General features: G+C 71.5%; 16 protein-coding genes. 11 read left to right on the top strand and 5 right to left on the bottom strand.

All coding sequences use genetic code 11. The features are described from left to right. The first annotated feature begins 28 nt into the window (after positions 1–28). Positions 29–472 carry a hypothetical protein gene (locus DGO_RS08515; RefSeq protein ID WP_043801712.1) on the top strand — a complete coding sequence of 148 codons (444 nt, stop codon included), beginning with the start codon at positions 29–31 and terminating at the stop codon, positions 470–472. A 281-nt stretch (positions 473–753) separates the two neighbouring features. On the opposite strand, the gene DGO_RS08510 is transcribed toward DGO_RS08515, so the two are convergent. Then, positions 754–1,743, bottom strand: coding sequence for an NADPH:quinone oxidoreductase family protein (locus DGO_RS08510; protein WP_043803562.1), 990 nt, complete (start codon positions 1,741–1,743; stop codon positions 754–756). Between the two features lie 142 nt (positions 1,744–1,885). Here DGO_RS08510 and DGO_RS08505 point away from each other — a divergent pair, with 142 nt between their 5' ends. From DGO_RS08505 to DGO_RS08480, 6 genes are all read left to right on the top strand, one after another. Continuing rightward, positions 1,886–3,964 carry a 3-hydroxyacyl-CoA dehydrogenase NAD-binding domain-containing protein gene (locus DGO_RS08505; protein ID WP_014685087.1) on the top strand — a complete coding sequence of 693 codons (2,079 nt, stop codon included), beginning with the start codon at positions 1,886–1,888 and terminating at the stop codon, positions 3,962–3,964. An 89-nt stretch (positions 3,965–4,053) separates the two neighbouring features. Further along, positions 4,054–4,542 carry a hypothetical protein gene (locus tag DGO_RS08500; protein ID WP_014685086.1) on the top strand — a complete coding sequence of 163 codons (489 nt, stop codon included), beginning with the start codon at positions 4,054–4,056 and terminating at the stop codon, positions 4,540–4,542. 57 nt (positions 4,543–4,599) lie between these two features. Next, complete coding sequence (locus DGO_RS08495; RefSeq protein ID WP_014685085.1) at positions 4,600–5,268, top strand: response regulator transcription factor; 669 nt, start codon at positions 4,600–4,602, stop codon at positions 5,266–5,268. A 17-nt stretch (positions 5,269–5,285) separates the two neighbouring features. Further along, positions 5,286–6,593: a sensor histidine kinase gene (locus DGO_RS08490; protein ID WP_145975281.1), complete on the top strand. Its 1,308-nt coding sequence runs from the start codon at positions 5,286–5,288 to the stop codon at positions 6,591–6,593. A 57-nt stretch (positions 6,594–6,650) separates the two neighbouring features. After that, complete coding sequence (locus tag DGO_RS08485; protein WP_050920739.1) at positions 6,651–10,028, top strand: trifunctional glycoside hydrolase family 18/polysaccharide deacetylase/glycosyltransferase family 2 protein; 3,378 nt, start codon at positions 6,651–6,653, stop codon at positions 10,026–10,028. A 141-nt stretch (positions 10,029–10,169) separates the two neighbouring features. Continuing rightward, positions 10,170–10,517, top strand: a complete 348-nt coding sequence (locus DGO_RS08480; RefSeq protein WP_014685082.1) for a ComEA family DNA-binding protein — start codon at positions 10,170–10,172, stop codon at positions 10,515–10,517. Between the two features lie 61 nt (positions 10,518–10,578). On the opposite strand, the gene DGO_RS08475 is transcribed toward DGO_RS08480, so the two are convergent. Beyond that, positions 10,579–11,919, bottom strand: coding sequence for a glycosyltransferase family 2 protein (locus DGO_RS08475; RefSeq protein ID WP_014685081.1), 1,341 nt, complete (start codon positions 11,917–11,919; stop codon positions 10,579–10,581). A 121-nt stretch (positions 11,920–12,040) separates the two neighbouring features. Between DGO_RS08475 and DGO_RS08470 the strand changes: the two genes are divergently transcribed. Continuing rightward, complete coding sequence (locus DGO_RS08470; RefSeq protein ID WP_014685080.1) at positions 12,041–12,409, top strand: hypothetical protein; 369 nt, start codon at positions 12,041–12,043, stop codon at positions 12,407–12,409. Between the two features lie 94 nt (positions 12,410–12,503). After that, on the top strand, positions 12,504–13,685 hold the full coding sequence (locus tag DGO_RS08465) for an acetyl-CoA C-acyltransferase (protein WP_014685079.1): 1,182 nt from the start codon (positions 12,504–12,506) through the stop codon (positions 13,683–13,685). Between the two features lie 65 nt (positions 13,686–13,750). Here the strand turns inward: DGO_RS08465 and DGO_RS08460 are convergent, their stop codons facing one another. The 3 genes from DGO_RS08460 to DGO_RS08450 all read right to left on the bottom strand — a co-directional run bounded on the left by DGO_RS08460 (position 13,751) and on the right by DGO_RS08450 (position 15,894). After that, on the bottom strand, positions 13,751–14,464 hold the full coding sequence (locus DGO_RS08460) for a 2-phosphosulfolactate phosphatase (protein ID WP_014685078.1): 714 nt from the start codon (positions 14,462–14,464) through the stop codon (positions 13,751–13,753). Next, positions 14,461–15,174 carry a ribulose-phosphate 3-epimerase gene (gene rpe / locus DGO_RS08455; RefSeq protein WP_226991325.1) on the bottom strand — a complete coding sequence of 238 codons (714 nt, stop codon included), beginning with the start codon at positions 15,172–15,174 and terminating at the stop codon, positions 14,461–14,463. The genes DGO_RS08460 and rpe overlap by 4 nt, the downstream gene beginning before the upstream one ends. Before the next feature lie 75 nt (positions 15,175–15,249). Continuing rightward, complete coding sequence (locus tag DGO_RS08450) at positions 15,250–15,894, bottom strand: YbhB/YbcL family Raf kinase inhibitor-like protein (RefSeq protein ID WP_226991324.1); 645 nt, start codon at positions 15,892–15,894, stop codon at positions 15,250–15,252. Between the two features lie 166 nt (positions 15,895–16,060). Between DGO_RS08450 and DGO_RS08445 the strand changes: the two genes are divergently transcribed. Together DGO_RS08445 and scpA are read left to right on the top strand one after the other, a co-directional pair. Further along, positions 16,061–16,510, top strand: a complete 450-nt coding sequence (locus DGO_RS08445; protein WP_014685076.1) for a PPC domain-containing DNA-binding protein — start codon at positions 16,061–16,063, stop codon at positions 16,508–16,510. 320 nt (positions 16,511–16,830) lie between these two features. Further along, positions 16,831–18,987, top strand: a complete 2,157-nt coding sequence (scpA, locus tag DGO_RS08440) for a methylmalonyl-CoA mutase (RefSeq protein WP_014685075.1) — start codon at positions 16,831–16,833, stop codon at positions 18,985–18,987. The last annotated feature ends 45 nt before the right edge of the window (positions 18,988–19,032 follow it).

Raw genomic sequence — 19,032 nt, 5'->3', positions numbered from 1 at the left:
CGGTCAGGCGGCGTGTTAAGCTGGGCGTGTGGCTACCTTGTACGTCGTTCTGCTGACCCTGCACAACCTCAACCGCTGGCTGGTGCTGCTGACTGGCGTCTGGGCGCTGGCCCGCACGCTGCCCGGCCTGGGGGGCGCGCGGCCCTGGACGCCGCAGGACCGCCGCCCGGTCGCGGCCTTCATGGGCACGCTGCACCTTCAGGTCGTGCTGGGGCTGCTGCTGTACGCCTTCCTGGGCATGCAGGGCGCACCCGTCTTCGCCGGGGCTCCGCGCCCCGGTTTCCAGTGGGAGCACCTGGGCCTGGGGGTGCTGGCCGCCGTCTTCGCCACCCTCGCCAGCATCCTGAGCCGCCGCGCCGCCACCGACCCCGCCCGCTTCCGCGCCGCTGCCCTGTGGTCGGGCCTGGCCCTGCTGACCGTCTTGGCGGCGATTCCGTGGTGGCGGCCGCTGGTGCGCTTGTTCGGGATGTGAGGGAAGGGGCGAAGGCCTGAGCTCCTACATGTACAGGGAAGAGAGCCGGAAACGCCGCTGCCCGATGCCCCCGAAGGCCGTCGTGCGCGCAGCGCGCGGGCTATTCCAGACGGGCTGCGGCTGGCCCCGACCTGAGCCGTCACGCCGCAAGCCAGAGCGACCCCGCCACCGTCCGGAACAACTCTTGCCGAGCGCAGCGAAAAGCTCCCCCCTCCCAGCGGGAGGGGGGCTAGAGGGAGGGAAACCGAACTGGCCCACCTTCCAGCCCAAAGGTCAGCCCCTCACCGCCCCGGCTCGATGATCACCTTCCCCGTCGTCTTGCGGTCCAGGATGTCCTGGAACGCCCGCGCACTCTCGGCCAGTCCGTAGGTCGGCCCGATCTGCGGCGTGACCTGCCCGCTGGCGACCAGCGGCGTCAGCGCCTGCGCGGCCTGCCGGGTCAGCTCGGCGTCGGGCATCAGGCTGCTGAGCCACAGGCCCGTCACGGTGACGTTGCGTTTCATCAGCTCGACCGGGCGGAGGTTGGCCGGCTCGCGGCTGGCATTGCCGATCACGATGATGCGCCCCAGGTTGGCCGCCATCTCCAGGCTTTCCTGAAAGCGCGCGCCGCCCACGACTTCCAGAATCAGGGGCACGCCCTTGCCGCCCGCCGCCTCGCGGACCTTCTTCACGCGGTCGGGGTCGTCCTGGAGCAGGGTCACGTCGGCGCCGAGGTCGCGGGCGAGCCCGAGTTTCTCTTCGGTCGAGGCCATCGCGACGACGTGCAGGCCCATCGCCTTGGCGAGCTGGATGCTCGCGGTGCCCAGCGCGCCCGCCGCCGCCTGCACCAGCACCCACTCGCCGGCCTCGCCGCGCCCGAGGGTCTTCAGGCCATGGTAGGCCGTGAAGTACGACACCGGAAAGGCCGCCGCCTGCGCGCCCGACAGGCCCTGAGGTACCGGGATCAGGGCGGCGGCGGGCGAGAGGGCGTACTCGGCCAGGCCGCCGCGCCCGCCCAGGCTGGCGACGCGCGTGCCGACCTCCACGCCCTGCACGCCCTCGCCCACGGCGTCCACCACACCGGCAAATTCCATGCCCGGCGTGTAGGGCACGCGGGTGCGCGTGAGGTACTCGCCCGCGACCGCCAGCACGTCGGCGAAGTTGATGCCGACCGCCTCGACCTTCAGCCGGACCTCGCCGGGGCCGGGCTCGGGGCGCGGCACCTCGCGCAGTTCCATCACGTCGGGCGGTCCCAGCCGCTCCACCACCATGGCCCTCATCGTTTCGCTCATGACCCGCAGCATACGCCCGCACCCTGCCCAAAGTGAACGTGAACGGACACTCTGAACGTCAGCGGATTTGACCGGGGCCGCCCGCGCGTGGAAGCATGGGCGCATCAACAACTTCCCGAGCATCACCGCCAAGGAGGCGCGCATGAGCATCGTCGAACAGGCCCGCGAGGGCGACATTCTGGTCCTGACCATCAACAATCCTCCCGTCAACGCCTTCTCGCCGGGCGTGCCCGAGGGGCTGCACGCGGGCCTGGACGCCGCCGAGGCCGACGGGGACGTGCGCGCGGTGGTCATCATCGGCGGGGGCCGCACCTTCATCGCCGGGGCCGACATCAAGACCTTCGACCTGCCGCGCGAGCAGGCCCCGGACCTGCGCGGGTTCATCACGCGCCTGGACGCCTTTTCCAAGCCCACGGTCGCGGCCATCCACGGCACGGCGCTGGGCGGCGGCCTGGAGGTGGCCCTGGCCTGCACCTACCGCGTGGCGACTGCCGACGCCCGCCTGGGCCTGCCCGAGGTCAAGCTCGGGGTGCTGCCCGGCGCAGGGGGCACGCAGCGTCTGCCCCGCGTGGTCGGTGCCCAGAAGGCCCTGGAGATGATGCTCTCGGGCAGCTCGGTTAAGGCGACCGAGGCCCGTACCCTGGGTCTGGTGGACGAAGTGGTGGACGGCGACCTGCGCGCGTCGGCCGTCGAGTTCGCCCGTGCCCATGCCGACGCCCGCCCCCTGCCCCGCATCAGCGGGCGCGGGGTAGAAGGCGCCTCGCCCGAGCTGTTCGCGGCGGCCCGCGCGGGCCTGGGCAAGACCCACAAGGGCCAGTACTCGCCGGGCCTGATCGTGGACCTCGCCGAGATGGCCGCCACCAAACCCTTCGCCGAGGGCTGGGACGCCGAGGCGCAGCTGTTCATGCAGGCCAAGGACAGCCCGCAGTCGCGCGCGCTGCGTCACGTCTTCTTCGCTGAGCGCGAGGCGGGCAAGGTGCGCGGGCTGGGCAAGGACACGCCGGTCGGGGACGTGCGCCGGGTGGGCATCATCGGCGCGGGGACGATGGGCGGCGGCATCGCCATGAACTTCCTGAACGTGGGCCTGCCCGTGACCATCGTGGAAACGGCGCAGGACGCCCTGGACCGGGGCCTGGCGACCATCCGGCGCAACTACGAGAACAGCGCCAAGAAGGGCCGCCTGACCGGGGACGAGGTCGAGAAGCGCATGGGCCTGCTGACCCCCACCCTCGACATGGGGGCCCTCGCGGACGCCGACCTGATCATCGAGGCCGTCTTCGAGAACATGGACGTGAAGAAGGACATCTTCACGCGCCTGGACGCCGTCGCCAAGCCCGGCGCGATTCTGGCGAGCAACACCTCGACCCTGAACGTCAACGAGATCGCCGCCGTCACCGCGCGGCCCGAGCAGGTCATCGGCCTGCACTTCTTCAGCCCGGCCAACGTGATGAAGCTGCTGGAGATCGTGCGCGCCGACAAGACGAGCGACACGGTGCTGGCGACCAGCCTCGCCGTCGCGCGCAAGATCGGCAAGGTGGGCGTGGTGGTCGGCGTGTGCGACGGCTTTGTCGGCAACCGCATGGTGCACCGCTACGGCGACGAGGCCCGCAAGCTCGTCGAGGAGGGTGCCGATCCGCAGGCTGTGGACGCCGCCATGCACGCCCTGGGCCTGCCGATGGGACCCTTTGAGATGAGCGACATGGCCGGCCTGGACATCGGCTACGCCATCCGCCAGCACCAGGCCAAGGAGCGCGGCGAGCCCAAGCCCGACGGCTGGCTCGACCGCATCGTCGAGACGGGCCGCAAGGGCCAGAAGACGGGCGGGGGCATCTACGACTACGGCGACGACCGCAGGCCGCGCCCGAACGCCGAGATGGGCCAGCTCATCGCCGACTACCGCGCCGAGAAGGGCCTGACGCCGCGCGAGATCGGGCAGGACGAGATCACCAAGCGCCTGGCCTACTCGCTGGTGAACGAGGGCGCGCAGATTCTGGAAGAGGGCATCGCGCAGCGTGCGGGCGACATCGACGTGATCTACCTGTACGGCTACGGCTTTCCGGCCTACCGGGGCGGCCCGATGGGCTATGCCAGCGAGCAGGGCCTGGGCAACGTCGCCGCCGACCTGGAGAAGTACGGCCAGACGCCCGCGCCGCTGCTCAGGCGCCTGGCCGACGAGGGCCAGACCTTCGCCGCCTACGACCGCGAAACCGCGAAGGGCTGAGGCGAGGAGGCGGGCCGGGCGGGGGGCGGCGGGTGTGCCCCCCGCCCGGCTTTCATGTCCTGTTGAGCCGCCCGGCGCACCTTGACGCCATGACCTCCGCGCGCCGTCTCGCCCGTCCGGCCCTCGTCCTCGCCACGCTCGGTCTCGTCGCCGGGCCACTGAGCACCTCGCACGCCCTGCTCGACAAGACGCGCTTCGCCGCTCACCTGGGCGTCGCGTACTTCGCCTTCCATCACTGGGTGCTCTCGCCCTACCGCGCCGGGCAGTTCGCCTCGGGCAGTGCCGGGCGCACCGGGCGGCTGGTCAAGGGCGGGTTGGCGCTGCTGTTCGCCGCGCACGAGGTCAACGTGGCCGAGAAGGTGGCGCACGGCAGTTCCGATCCGCTGCTCCAGAAGCTCGACGCGCAGCTCGTGAACCTCAAGGATTCGATGGGCCGGGTCGGGGCCAGTCTCAAGGGCGGGCAGCTCAACGCCGCCGACCTCCAGGGCCTCGACAGCGCCACCACCTCCATCGGCTCGGCCGCCGCTGCGGCGGGGCAGCCCATCCGGGACGTGGCCGCGCCCATTCCCGGACTCTGAAGCCTGCGGGGAGGCTCCTTCCATCTTTCCCTGATGCGTGGCCGCTAAGCTGTGGCCATGCGTTTTCTTGTCGTGGAGGACGAATCGGCCATCCGCCGCCCGCTGGTCGCCAGCCTGCGTGAAGCCGGCTACGCGGTGGACGAGGCCGCCACCGCCGCCGAGGCCCGTGACCTCGCCTCCGATTTTCCCTTCGACGCCCTGATGGTGGACGTGGGGCTGCCCGAAGGGCCGCAGGCGGGCTTCGACCTCGTGCGCGACCTGCGGGGGCGCGGCGTGGGCGCGCCGGTGCTGTACCTCACCGCCCGTGACGCCGTCGAGGACCGTATCGCCGGGCTGGACGCGGGCGGCGACGACTACCTCGTCAAGCCCTTCCACCTCGGCGAGGTGCAGGCGCGGCTGCGGGCACTCGTGCGCCGGGGCCGTTCGGAGGTGCAGGTCGAGCGCCACTGGCACGACCTGCGCCTCGACTGGACCGCCCGCGCCGTGTACAAGGCGGGCGAGCGCGTCGCCCTGACCGCCAAGGAATTCTCGCTGATCGAAGTCCTGGCCTCGCATCCGGGCCGGGTCTATACCCGCGAGGAACTCATCGACCGCGTGTGGGACGGCCGTTTCGACGCCGAGTCGAACGTCGTGGACACTTACGTGCGCAACCTGCGGCGCAAGCTCGGCGACGACGTGGTGCGCACCCTGCGCGGCGTGGGCTACAGCTTTCCCGAAGGCGAATAGGAAGCCGGGAACCGCCCTTGACGCTGCGCACCCGCCTGACCCTGCTGACTTTCAGCGTGCTGCTGCTGACCATGCTGGCCTTCGCCGGGGTGGCCGGCGCGGTGCTGTGGCGGGTGGAACTCGCCGCCATCGCCCGGCAGGTCAGTGCCCAGGCCGACGCGCTGCTCACCGTCGCGCGCCAGGCCCCCGGTCCCCCGCAGGGCGCGACCGAGCTGCTGGAAACCGAGGGGATTACCGCCGTCGCGCGGGTCTATCAGGGCTCGGCGCTGCGCTGGAGCGGCGGCGCGCTGGGACCGGACGTGCTGGACCCGACGTTCCTGACCGATCAGGAGAGCCGGCGCACCGGCGAGGTCGCGGGCTACCTGATCGCCTCGCGCCGCGCGGGCGAGGTGACGGTGCAGGTGGGCCGCAGCCTGACACCCCTGCGCGGGCTGCTGCGGCGCTACGCGCTGGTCGCGGCCCTGACCCTGCTGCTCCTGAGCCTGCTGGCCGGAGCGCTCGTGGCGCGTGAGGTGCGCCGGGCGCTGCGGCCCCTGGAGGCCCTGGTGCGCCGCGTCGGGCAGCTCGACACCCCCGAGCCGGTGCCGGCCGTCGCCGAGCGCGGCGAGGTCGGCGCGCTGGCCCGCGCCCTGGACACCAGCCTGGGGGCCCTGCGGGCCGAGCGCGAGCGCGAGACGCTGTTCCTGGCAAGCGCCTCGCACGAGCTGCGCACGCCGGTCACGGCGCTGCTGGCCGACCTGCAATACACCCTGGCCCGCGAGCGCCCCCCCGAGGACCTGCTCGCGGCCCTGCGGCGCACCGAGCGCACGGCGGCGCGCCTGCGCCAGCTCACCGGCAATCTCATGACCCTGACCCGTGCCCAGCGCCTGCCCGACGTGCCTGGCCCGGAGTCCTGGCCGCCGGTGGACCTGCTCGATCTCGCGGGCGAGGCGGTGGACCTGCTGCAACCGCTGGCCTCGCGCCGGGGCACCGACCTGTGGCTCGACGGGCAGCCCACGCCGCTGCGGGGCGACAGTGCCCTGCTGGGCAGCGTCCTGGAAAACCTGATCGGCAACGCCATCAAGTTCACGCCGGAGGGCGGGCGGGTGCAGGTCCAGGTCACCCCCCTGCGCGGCGGCGCGGGCCGGCTGGTCGTCGAGGACAACGGCCCCGGCTTTCCGTCCGGCACCCTGACCGAGGCGTTCGTGCGCGGGCAGGCCGACGTGGAGGGCTTCGGGCTGGGGCTGGCGGTCGTGCGTGAGGTCGTCGAGGCGCACGGCGGGACCCTGACCCTCTCGGCCGCCGGGGGCGGGGGCGCGCGCGCCGAGGTCGTGCTGCCCGCCTGACCCGGGGGCGCGGCGGCATTCCCGGCAGCCCTTAACCGCGCTCTTTAGCGTGGGTTCATGTCCGACCTTCCCCCCTCGGTGCCTGTCTTCTACGATCCGGCCGGCCGGCGACGGCGGCACCTCAACCGTCTGGCGGCGGCGCTGTGTACCGGCACCCTGCTGGCTGGAGCGGCGCTGCTGACCGCGCTGTGGCATCCCGCTGCCCTGCCCGCCCTGCATCTGGCGGGCCGCGCGCCGGGGCTGCGGCCCCTGACCGGGGTCGTGCAGCGCGTGGGCACGGGCACGGCCGGGCCGGACGAGGGCTACGCGGGCGTGGGTGCCGGCACCTCCTCGCGCGCCGCCCCCCTGAACGTCACCGGATTTTTCGTCGCTTGGGACGACAACAGCTTGTCGTCGCTCAAGCGCAACCTGGGAACCCTGGACGTGCTGGTGCCTGAATGGTGGCACCTGGGCACGGGCGGCGCGCTGCTGGCCGAGTCGCCCGGCAAGAACGCCGCCATGCGCGCCTACGTCACGGCGCAGCGGCCCGGGCTGCCGGTCATGCCGCTGGTCAACAACTACGACCCGCAGACGCAGACCTGGGCCTCGGGCCGCCTGGGCGCGGTCTTGAAGGACCCGGCGCAGCGGGCCAAGCTCGTGCGCGGGCTGCTCGCCGGGGTGGCGCAGAACAACTTCGCCGGCCTGAACGTGGACTTCGAGAACATCCCCGACGGAGCGCAGGCCACGTACGTCACCTTCATCGGCGAGCTGGCGAGCGGCCTGCACGCGGCGCACAAGAAACTGACCCTGGACGCGCCGCTGGACGACCCGGCCTTCCGCTACGCCGACCTGGGCCGCCTGGCCGACAGCGTGGTCCTGATGGCCTACGACGAGCACGAGGAGACCTCGGAGCCCGGCGCCATCGCCGCGCAGGGCTGGCTGTCGCGCAGCGTGGCCGCGCAGCTGCGCGCCGTGCCGGCCGGGCACCTGACGGTCGCGCTGGGCAGCTACGGCTACGACTGGGCGCCGGGCGCGCAGGCCGCCGAACTGACCTTCCAGGAGGCGATGTCGCTCGCCCGCGACGCGGGGGCGCACCCGGCGCTCGACCCGCGCACCTTGAACCCGACCTTCCGCTACGAGGGCGAGGACGGCCGCGCGCACACGGTGTGGTACCTCGACGCCGTGAGCCTCTACGACCAGGCGCAGGCGGTGCGCGCCCTGGGCATCCGCAACGTGGCCCTGTGGCGTCTGGGCAGCGAGGACCCCGGCGTGTGGCCGGCCCTGCGGCGCACGGGCGCAGGGGCCGTCACGGCGCTCTCGCAGCTCCAGGCCGGCTATGACATCGACTACCGGGGCCAGGGCGAGCTGCTGCGCGTCAGCGGCCAGCCGAGGGGCGGCCAGCGTACGGTCACGCTCGACCCGCATACGGGCCTCCTGAACGCCGAGCGCGTCACGACCTTCGCCACGCCCTACACCATCGAGCGCTGGGGCGAGAGCGATCCCAAGGCGCTGGCCCTGACCTTCGACGACGGCCCCGACCCGCTGTACACCCCGCGCATCCTCGACATCCTGAAGCGCGAGCACGTGCCCGCGACCTTCTTCGTGGTGGGCCTGCGCGGCCAGGCCGATCCGGGGTTGCTGCGGCGCATGGTGGCCGAGGGCGACGAGATCGGCAGCCACACCTATACCCACCCGGACCTGGGGCTGGTGTCGCCCCGGCAGTTCGACCTGGAGCTGAGTGCCACCCAGCGCCTGCTGGAAGGCGAGACGGGCCGGCGCACCGTGCTGTTCCGGCCGCCCTTCGCGGAGGATGTGGAACCCGAGACCCCGGACCAGGCGGGCATCGTGGCGCGGGCGAGCGCGCAGGGCTACTACATCTCGGGCATGGGTGTGGACCCCAACGACTGGAAGCGCCCCGGCGTGGCGGCCATCATCCAGGGGGTGCTGTCGCAGGTGCGTGACGGCAACGGCCAGGTCGTGCTGCTGCACGACGCGGGCGGCGACCGCGAGCAGACCGTGGCGGCCCTGCCCACCATCATCAATCGGCTGCGCGCCGAGGGGTACCACTTCACCACCGTCTCGCAGCTCGCGGGGATTCCGGTCACGCAGGCCAACCCCCCGGTGTCGGCGGGCGAGCGCTGGCTGGCGCGGGTCATGGGTGTGGACTTCACGGCGCTGGGGGTCTTCGGCACGGTGCTGGGCTGGCTGTTCAGGATCGGCGTGACCCTGAGCGTGGCGCGGCTGCTGCTCATCACCGTGCTGGCGCTGCGCGAGGCCCGCACCCGCCGCGCTCCCGCCGGGGCGGCGCAGCAGGCCCTGCCCAGCGTCACGGTCATCGTGCCCGCGTACAACGAGGCGCGGGTCATCGGAGGGGCGGTCGCCTCGCTGCTCGCCTCGGACCTCCCGGACCTGCGGGTGTACGTCGTGGACGACGGCTCGTCCGACGACACCGCCGGGGTCGTGCGCGCCCTGTTCCCGAACCATCCCCGATTGACGGTCGAGCGCATCGCCAACAGTGGCAAGTCCGGCGCCCTGAACCACGCCCTGCACCGGGTGGACAGCGAGGTCGTGGTGGTCCTCGACGCCGACACCCACATCAACCCCGAGGCGGCGCGGCGGCTGGCGCGGCACTTCGTGGATCCGCGCGTGGCGGCCGTCGCCGGCAACGCCAAGGTGGGCAACCGCGTGAACCTGCTCACGCGCTGGCAGGCGCTGGAGTACATCACCGCCCAGAACCTGGAGCGCCGGGCCATGAGCCAGCTCAACGCCATCAGCGTGGTGCCGGGGGCCATCGGGGCGTGGCGGCGCACGGCGCTGCTCGCGCTGGGCGGTTTCACGCACGACACGCTGGCCGAGGACGCCGACCTCACCATGCGCGCGCTGCGGGCCGGGCACCGCGTCACCTACGAACTGGGCGCGGTCGCCCGCACCGAGGCCCCCGAGACGGTGCGCGCCTTCCTGAAGCAGCGCGACCGCTGGATGTTCGGCACCCTCCAGGCCACCTGGAAGCAGCGCGGCGCCCTGCGCAGCTCGGCGCGCGGCCTGGGCCTGTTCACGCTGCCCAACGTACTGCTGTTCCAGGTGCTCTCGCCGCTGCTGGGCGCGGTCCTGGACCTCACCTTCGTGACCTCGCTGGCCTGGGCGCTGCTCCAGTGGCACTACCACCCGGACGGCGGCTTCACCCCGGCGGGGCCGGTACTGCTGTTCACGCTGCTGTTCATCGTGGTGGATTTCCTGGCGGCGGCGGTCGCCTTCGCCCTCGAACCCGGCGAGGACTGGAGGCTGCTGCCGCTGCTGCTGCCCCAGCGCCTGATCTACCGTCAGCTCATGTCCTACGTCGCCATCCGCGCGGTGATCGGGGCACTTCAGGGCCAGCGCCGGGGCTGGGGCAAGCTGGAGCGCACCGCCAGCGTGACGCCCATCACCTCCCACCCGGAGGCGCAGCCCGGCACCTGAGCCGCTCGGGAGGCCCGGCCCGGCCATCAGTGGCCGGACCGGGCCTCGTCGCTAAAAAATGCGTGCCAGACGGCATTTAACTGCAAGACATTTCATCTGACCCTGAGTCGGTCTGTCTACGCTCGGTCCCGGAGGTTCCCCATGAACAAGTCTCTGCTGTCTGCCCTCGCCCTGAGCCTGCTGCTGCCTGTCAGTGCTTTCGCCGCGACCGCCAAGCCGGCGGCCCCCGCGCCCATGCCCGCCCAGTCGGCCACCACGCCTATGCCCGGCGCAGCCAAACCCGGCATGAGCATGCCCGCCATGCGCAAGGTCCGGATCAATACTGCGGCGGCCGCTGAGCTGACGACCATTCCCGGCGTGAGCACCAAGCTCGCCGCCGAGATCATCAAGGCCCGCCCCTTCAGGAACAGCGCCGACCTCGTCAAGAAAGTGAAGGGCATCGGCACGAACAACGTCAAGAAGATGCTGCCCATGATCGACTTCAGCTGAGGCGATCCGCTCCCGTCGAGTCCTGCCTGCCCCGGCAGGACTGTTCTTTGGAGCATTCCGCTCAGCGCCGGCTGAGTTTTCCGGTCGCCTCGGCCGCCTCGTCCTCGTTCGTATCCGGCGCGGCGGCCGCGCCCTCGGCGTGGCGCTCGCTCTTGTACCAGGCGTTCTGGCCGGTAAAGAAGTTGCGGTAGGCGCGCGGCAGGCTGGCGAGCAGCGCCGCGCTGTAGGCCGGCAGGCTGGCGAGGGTGTAGGGCACGCTCCACCAGCCCAGGCGGCGGTCGAGGCGGTAGCGCAGCGCCCAGTTGAGCTGCATGGCGAGCGGCAGCACGGTGAGCAGCAGGCCCACCCAGCCCGGCAGCGCCAGCCCCTGCCACCCGAAGATGCGGCGCAGCGGCTGGCTGACGATGCTCACGATCAGGATGAGGTTGAGCCACGGCGCGAGCACGAAGTAGCTGAAGTCCAGCCGCACCACCGGATTCATCGGTCGGGTCCACAGCCCGCGCAGGTAGGGCAGGCACTGCATGGCCCCCTGCGTCCAGCGCGACCGCTGCTTGATGAGGGACGGCAGGTCGAGCAGCCCCTGCTGCCCCACCCGCGCGGTGAGCAGCGCGATGCGGTAGCGCGGGTCCGCGAGGCGGATCTGCACGGCGCTGGCGAAATCTTCGAGCAGCACGTCGGGCCAGGGCGGCGTGCCGGAGCGCAGCTGCGAGTCGAGGTAGCTGACGCGCATGCACTGACCGTTGCCGGTCAGCGAGGCCGCGCCGCCCCAGGCCCGCGCCCGCTGGATGTGCCCGGTGATGAAGGTCTCCAGGTCCTGCTGGAACAGCAGCATGTGCGCCAGCACGCCGCCCCGCCCACGCGGAATGCCGGTGTGCCGGAAGCGCATCCAGCCCTGCGCGGCCATCACGTCCGGGTTCAGGAAGGCCCCGCGCACCTGCGGCGCGAAGTCCTCGCCCACCCGGCCGTCGGCGTCCATGACCACGAACACCTCGCGCGTGAGGTCGCGCCCCGCCCAGCCCTCGTGCTCCAGCAGCCGGGCGACTGCCCAGTTCATGGCCTTGCCCTTGTTCTGGCGGGCCTCGGGAAATTCGCGGCGCAGATGCAGCACCCCGGGGTCGCGCCGCGCGTGGGCGGCCACGATCTGCGGGGTGGCGTCGTCGCTCGCGTCGTCGATGACCACCACGCGGGCGTCCGGCACCACGGCGCGCAGGTTGTCCAGCGTCTCGGCGATCACGTCCTGCTCGTTCAGGGCCGGAATGAGGAAGGTGATGCCGATGCCCGATTCGGGGCCGGCGACGGGGGGCCGGGGCCGGGGCATCAGGGCACTCACGATCTGCTGCACGATGTACAGCACGAACAGCACGAGGCCGGCCACGTCGATCACGCTCAGCAGGGTGTTCAAACAGGTTCTCCTGGGATAGGGGCCTGCGCCGCGCGGGCGGGCCGCCTTCTCTCGGAGAGGCACTATATCCCCTGCGCGCCGGGTCAGTCGGCCCGGGCCCGGGGGTGGCACACTGGGCGTCATGGCTTCTTCTTCCTTGCAGCTCGTGTCGGTCCGGCGCAGACGCCTGGGGCCGTATGTCGATCTCGGCCCCTTCTTCCTGTTCTTCGGGATTTCGGGCGTGGACCGGGGGCGCGAAGCCCGCATCCAGAAGCGTTTCGACCTGGAGTACTACCCGCATATCGTGACGGTGCGGCTGTCGGCGGCTCCTGCGCCGGGGCGCTACGCGCTGCGCGGCCTGCCCGCAGAGGCCAACAAACGCGGCTGGACCGCGCAGCAGGGCGGCACCCTCCAGGGCGATCTCAGCGACGACGGCCTGGCCGAACTGCGCGCCTGGCTCGCCTCGGGTGGGGGAGACGTGCGCCCCGAGGCCCTGGCCTCCGGCGGCTGAAACGGCATTCGGGGCGACCTCGCTTGCCTGGGGCGGCCGAATCTCTATACTCGGTCCAACCCAAACCCGCTGTACCGACCAACGGAGGTCCCCCATGCCCGAAGCTGTCATCGTCTCGACCGCCCGCACCCCCATCGGTAAGGCCTACCGGGGTTACCTCAACGACACCCACGGCTCCGACCTGGGCGCGCACGCCGTGCGCCACGCCGCCGAACGTGCAGGCCTGGACCCCGCCGAAATCGAGGACGTGATCATGGGGGTCGGCAACCCCGAGGGGGCCACCGGCAGCAACATCGCCCGCCAGATCGCCCTGCGCGCCGGATTCCCGGTGGGTGTCTCCGGCGTGACCGTCAACCGTTTCTGCTCCAGCGGCCTGAACGCCATCGCGCTGGCGGCCAACCACGTCATCGCGGGGCAGGGCGACGTGTACGTGGCGGGCGGCCTGGAGAGCATCAGCCTGACCCAGAACGAGCACGCCAACAAGTACCGCCTGCGCGGCGAGTGGCTCCTCGAGCACAAGCCCGACATCTACATGCCCATGCTCCAGACCGCCGAGGTCGTGGCGGCGCGCTACGGCATCAGCCGCGAGGCCCAGGACGAGTACGCCCTCCAGAGCCAGCAGCGCACGGCGGCGGCGCAGCAGGCCGGCAAGTTCGACCACGAGATCGTGCCCATGACGGCCACCATGAAGGTGCAGGACAAGGCGACCGGAGAAATCTCTGACAGGGAAGTCACGCTCGGGCTCGACGAGGGCAACCGGCCCGAGACCACCCTGGAAGGCCTCGCCAAGCTCAGGCCCGTGATTGAGGGCGGGGTCATCACGGCCGGCAACGCCTCGCAGCTCAGCGACGGCGCGGCGGCGGTCGTGGTGATGAATGCCGATACGGCGCGCGAGCGCGGGCTGGCGCCGCTGGGGATCTTCAAAGGCTTCGCGGTTGCGGGCTGCGAACCCGATGAAATGGGGATCGGCCCCATCTACGCCGTGCCCAAGCTCCTCAAGCGCCACGGCCTGAGCGTGGACGACATCGACCTGTGGGAGCTGAACGAGGCCTTCGCCGTGCAGGCGCTGTACTGCCGCGACACGCTGGGCATCGACCCCGAGAAGTACAACGTGAACGGCGGCAGCATCAGCGTCGGCCACCCCTACGGCATGAGCGGCGCGCGCCTGACCGGTCACGCCCTGCTGGAAGGCAAGCGCCGGGGGGCCAAGCACGTCGTCGTGACCATGTGTGTGGGCGGCGGCATGGGGGCGGCCGGGCTGTTCGAGGTGCTGTAGATCAGCATGCAGGAGAAGACCGGACGGGGAAAGCCCTGTCCGGTCTTTCTTTGGTCGCCCGGCCCCTACCCGCCCACGAACCGCAGCGCGCCCTCCGGCGTCTCCAGGCCCGGTGTGAGCACCGGCACCACCGTACTCGTGCTCAGACCGGCCGCGTACTGCACATCGGCCTCCAAGCCCAGGCGTTCGAGGTACTGGCCATGCCCGCTGCCGCGCAGGGCGTCGAGCGGGTTGGCCTGGCTGCGCCGCAGCGTCAGCGCCAGGCGCGCGCCGTCGTCGAGCGTGAATTCGCCCATCGCCAGCAGGTACTCGGAAATGACCCCGGCGGCGTACACGTCCTCCAGGCCCACGTGGCCGTCGGTGCCCGCACACACCACGGCGATCTCCTCGGTCGCCAGGGCGCGGGCGCGGCGGGCGGCGGCGTGGGCATTGGTCAGCGCTGCCAGAAAGACGTGCTTGCCGGTCTGGGCGGCCACGTGCGCGGCCCCGGTGCCGTTGCTGGTGTTCATGACGACCACCCGCCCGGTGAAGTTCTGCGCCGCCTGCACGGGACTGTTGCCCAGATCGAAACCCGGGATGGGCAGGCCGCCCCGCTCGCCCGCCAGCACCCGGCCCGGCGCGCGCAGGCCCAGCGCCACATCCGGCGAGGCGGTGAGCCACAGCGCCTCGGCCCCGTGTTCCAGGTAGGTCACGGCGGTGGTGGTCGCGCGCAGCACGTCGATGACCAGCACCACGTCCGAGTAGGTGCCGTGCGGCAGCAGGTCGGCGCGCAGCCTCATTTGCGCGCGGCTCCGCTCAGGCTGGCGCTCAGGCGCTCCAGGCCCGCCGCGCCGCCGTCCGCCCCGAACACGGCGCTGCCCGCGACGAGGCAGGTCGCCCCGGCGTCGGCCAGGGCGCGGGCGTTGGCGGCCGAGACGCCGCCGTCCACCTGCAACGTGGCCGCGCTGCCCAGGTCGTCCAGCCAGCGCCGCAGGGTCCGCACCCGCTCCAGACTCTGGGGCAGGAACTTCTGGCCGCCGAAGCCGGGGTTCACGCTCATGACCAGCACCGTGTCCACGTCCGCCAGCACGGGCCGCACGGCTTCCAGCGGCGTGCCGGGGTTCAGGGTCACGCCCGCGTGCTTGCCCAGCTCGCGGATCATCTGCACGGCGCGGTGGATGTGCCGCGTCGCCTCGACATGCACCGTCAGCCCGTCGGCCCCGGCCTCCGCGAAGTCGCGCAGGTAGCGCTCGGGCGAGTCGATCATCAGGTGCACGTCCATGTACAGTCCGCTCGCCCGGCGCGCCGCCGCCAGGATCGGCAGCCCGAAGCTGATGTTGGGCACGAACTGGCCATCCATCACGTCCACGTGTGCCCAGTCGGCCCCCTGGATACTCCGGAGTTCCTCGCCCAGGCGCGTGAAGTCGCACGCGAGCAGACTGGGCGCGAGTTTCACGGCGCGCGGGGGGCCGGGCTGAGGCTCACTGGGCAGCTGGGTTTCGGGGATCACCCCGGCATTCTACCCGCCCCCGCCCGACCTCATGAGAAACCCCCGCCGCCGGGGCCGGGGGTGTGGAGTGGAGGCTCAGCGCCCGTAGGTGGCGGTCAGGCTGGTCTTGGCGAGGACCTTGCCGTTCAGGTTGAAGCCCAGGATGGCGGGGGTGACGGTCGTGGGCAGGTCCAGGGTGCTGCTCAGGGCGTACAGCGTGTAGACGTAGCGGTGCGGCGCGTCCCCGACCGGCGGGCAGGCCCCGACGAAGCCCGGCTGGCCGCCTTCGTTGTTCAGCTGCGCCGCGCCGCTGGGCAGCGTGCCGCCAGGGTTGCCCGCGCCCTGCGCCAGCCCGGTGGCGGTGGCAGGAATGTTGTACACCGACCAGTGCCAGAAGCCGCTGCCGGTGGGGGCGTCGGGGTCGTACTTGGTCAGCACGAGGCTCTGGGTCCCGGCCGGCACGCCGCTCCAGTTCAGGGCCGGCGAGATGTTGGGGCCGGTGCAGCCGAAGCCGTTGGCGACCTGCGCGGCCGGGTACGTCCCGCCGTTCACGAAGCTGGGGCTGGTCAGCGTGAGCGTGCCCGCCGTGCTCGTGGGGCTGGGCTGCGCCACACTCAGGCGCTGGGCGGGGTTCAGGCCGGCATTGGGGGCCAGGGTGGTCAGGCCCGTCATGGCGGGCGCGCAGGAGGCGAGACTGACGCCCAGAATGGTCAGGGCAGCGGCGGCAAGGGTCTTGGTCATCCGGCTTGACATTGAACGGTCTGGCCCTGTCCGTCAGCTCAGGATCGCCTCACAATATGAGAGATATCGGAAGGTGTCCCCAAGTCGCAGGCGGCGGCCACAGCCCTCAGCGTCGCCTAAAGGCGGACCATGCCCGGCGGGTATGGGGCGCAGATAGGGTGCAGTCATGAAGTCCAAACTCATCCAGACGGCCCCGGGCGGCGAGCGCACCTTCGTGCTGGTCTTCGATCCCGGCGACGAGGTGCTGGCGGGGCTCGAAGCCTTCACCACCGGGCACGACGTGAGTGCCGGGACGTTCACGGCGCTGGGGGCACTGAGCAGCGTCCGGTTCGGGTTCTTCGATCTGGAACGCAAGGAATACGAGTCCATCGAGGTGATGGAACAGGTCGAGGTCCTGAGCCTGATCGGCAACGTCTCGCGCAAGGAGGACGGCGCGGTGCAGGTCCACCCGCACATCGTCGTGGGCAAGCGCGACGGCACGGCGCTGGGGGGCCATTTCATGCGCGGGTACGTGCAGCCGACGCTGGAAGTGACGCTGGTCGAGGATCCGGCCACGCTGAGGCGCACCTTCCGGCCGGAGATCGGGATCGCGCTGATTGACCTGGATGAGGAGTAAGGGCTGCGTTTCCCTCCCCCCAGCCCCCTCCCAGGGAAGGGGGCTTTTCGCTGCGCTCGGCAAGAGTCGTCCCGGAAGTCGGCGGCCTTGCACAGCTCAGCGGCGTGATGGCTCAGCCCGGGGTCGGGCACAGGGTGTTGCAATGGCCTGCGCGCTCCGCACACGCCGGCCTTCGGGGGACTCGGGCGAGGGCGTGGCAGGGGACTCCTGAGTCGGTCGAGCATCTGTGGGCCTCTCCACGCCTCGCGCCTTTCCCTCCTCCCAAACGCCCGTTAGCCTTCGCCGTGGCATAGTTGGGTCACACGGAGGCACACCACACCATGAGCGACCTGAACGCCTGGAAGGCGCTGGCCCGCAAGGACCTGAAGGGGGCCGAGCCGGACACGCTGAACCGCGTGACGCCCGAGGGCCTGACCCTGCGGCCCCTCTACACCCGCGCCGATACCGAGGGCCTGGACACCGATACCCTGCCGGGGCTTCCCCCCTACATGCGCGGCCCGCGCGCCACGATGTACGCGGCGCGGCCCTGGACGGTGCGGCAGTACGCGGGCTTCTCGACCGCCGAGGCGAGCAACGCCTTTTACCGCCGCAACCTCGCCGCCGGGCAAAAGGGCCTGTCGGTGGCCTTCGATCTCGCCACGCATCGGGGCTACGACTCCGACCACCCGCGCGTCGAGGGCGACGTGGGCAAGGCCGGGGTCGCCATCGACTCGGTCGAGGACATGAAGATCCTCTTCGACGGCATTCCCCTGTCCGAGATGTCGGTGAGCATGACCATGAACGGCGCGGTGCTGCCCATCCTGGCGGGCTTCATCGTGGCGGGCGAGGAGCAGGGCGCGGCCCTGGAGCAGCTCTCGGGCACCATCCAGAACGACATCCTCAAAGAGTTCATGGTGCGCAACACCTACATCTACCCGCCGGAACCGTCCATGCGGATCATCGCGGACATCATCGAGTACACCTCGCAGCACATGCCGCGCTTCAACTCGATTTCCATCTCGGGGTACCACCTCCAGGAGGCGGGGGCCAACGCCGCCCTCGAACTCGCCTACACGCTGGCCGACGGACTGGAGTACGTGCGCGCCGCGCTGCGCAAGGGGCTGGACGTGGACGCCTTCGCGCCCCGCCTGAGCTTTTTCTTCGCCATCGGCATGAACTTCTATACCGAGGTCGCCAAGCTGCGTGCCGCCCGGCTGCTGTGGGCCGAGCTGATGGCGGGGTTCTCGCCCAAAAACCCCATGAGCAGCGCCCTGCGCACCCACTGCCAGACCTCGGGCTGGTCGCTGACCGAGCAGGACCCCTACAACAACGTGGTCCGCACGACCGTCGAGGCGATGGCGGCCGTGTTCGGCGGCACGCAGAGCCTGCACACCAACGCCTTCGACGAGGCGACCAACCTGCCCACCGAGTTCTCGGCCCGCATCGCGCGCAACACCCAGCTCGTGTTGCAGGAGGAGACGGGCATTCCGCACGTCATCGACCCCTGGGGCGGCAGCTACATGATGGAGCGCCTGACCCACGACCTCGCCGCCGAGGCCAGGAAGCTGATCGCGGAGGTCGAGGGCCTGGGCGGCATGACGCGGGCGGTCGAGTCGGGCGTGCCCAAGCTGCGCATCGAGGAGTCGGCGGCGCGCAAACAGGCCCGCATCGACCGGGGCGAGGACGTGATCGTCGGCGTGAACAAGTACCGCCCCGCCGAGGCGACCGCCGTCGAGATCCTCGACATCGACAACGCGGCCGTGCGCGACTCGCAGCTCCGGCGGCTGGACGAGGTCAAGGCCACGCGCGACCTCGGGGCCGTGACCCGCACGCTGGAGGCCCTGGCCGAGTGCGCCCGCAGCGGCGAGGGCAACCTGCTGGCCCTGAGCGTGGAGGCCATGCGCGCCCGCGCGACCGTGGGCGAGCTGAGCGTGGTGCTGGAGGGCGTGTGGGGCCGCCACCGCGCCGAGGTCCAGACGGTGAGCGGCGTGTACGCCCAGGGCTACGCGGGCGACGAGGGCTTCGCGGCGCTTCAGGCCGACATCGCCACCTTTGCCGAGGCCGAGGGCCGCCGCCCGCGCATCCTGGTGGTCAAGATGGGCCAGGACGGCCACGACCGGGGGGCCAAGGTGATCGCCACGGGCTTCGCGGACCTGGGCTTCGACGTGGACCTGGGGCCGCTGTTCCAGACCCCCGCCGAGGCCGCCCGCCAGGCCGTCGAGAACGACGTGCACGTGGTCGGCGTGAGCAGCCAGGCCGCCGGGCACAAGACCCTGATTCCGCAACTGGTGGCGGCGCTGCGCGAACAGGGCGCGGGCGACATCCTCGTCATCGCGGGAGGCGTCATCCCGCAGCAGGACTACGCGGCGCTGCGGGAGGCCGGGGTGGCGGGCATCTTCGGCCCCGGCACGCCCATCCTGCACTCGGCGCGCGAGGTGCTGGCGCTGCTCGCGGCCCGGCAGGCGCCGACTGCCCCGGAGGCGAGAGAAGAGGTCTAGCGCCCTGGACGGGCTTGCCGCAAGGGAAACGGCCGCTATGCTGCC

This window comes from Deinococcus gobiensis I-0, assembly GCF_000252445.1.
GTDB classification, from domain to species: domain Bacteria; phylum Deinococcota; class Deinococci; order Deinococcales; family Deinococcaceae; genus Deinococcus; species Deinococcus gobiensis.
Note: the sequence above shows the minus strand (reverse complement) of the source record. Positions and strands in the feature narration are given on the sequence as shown.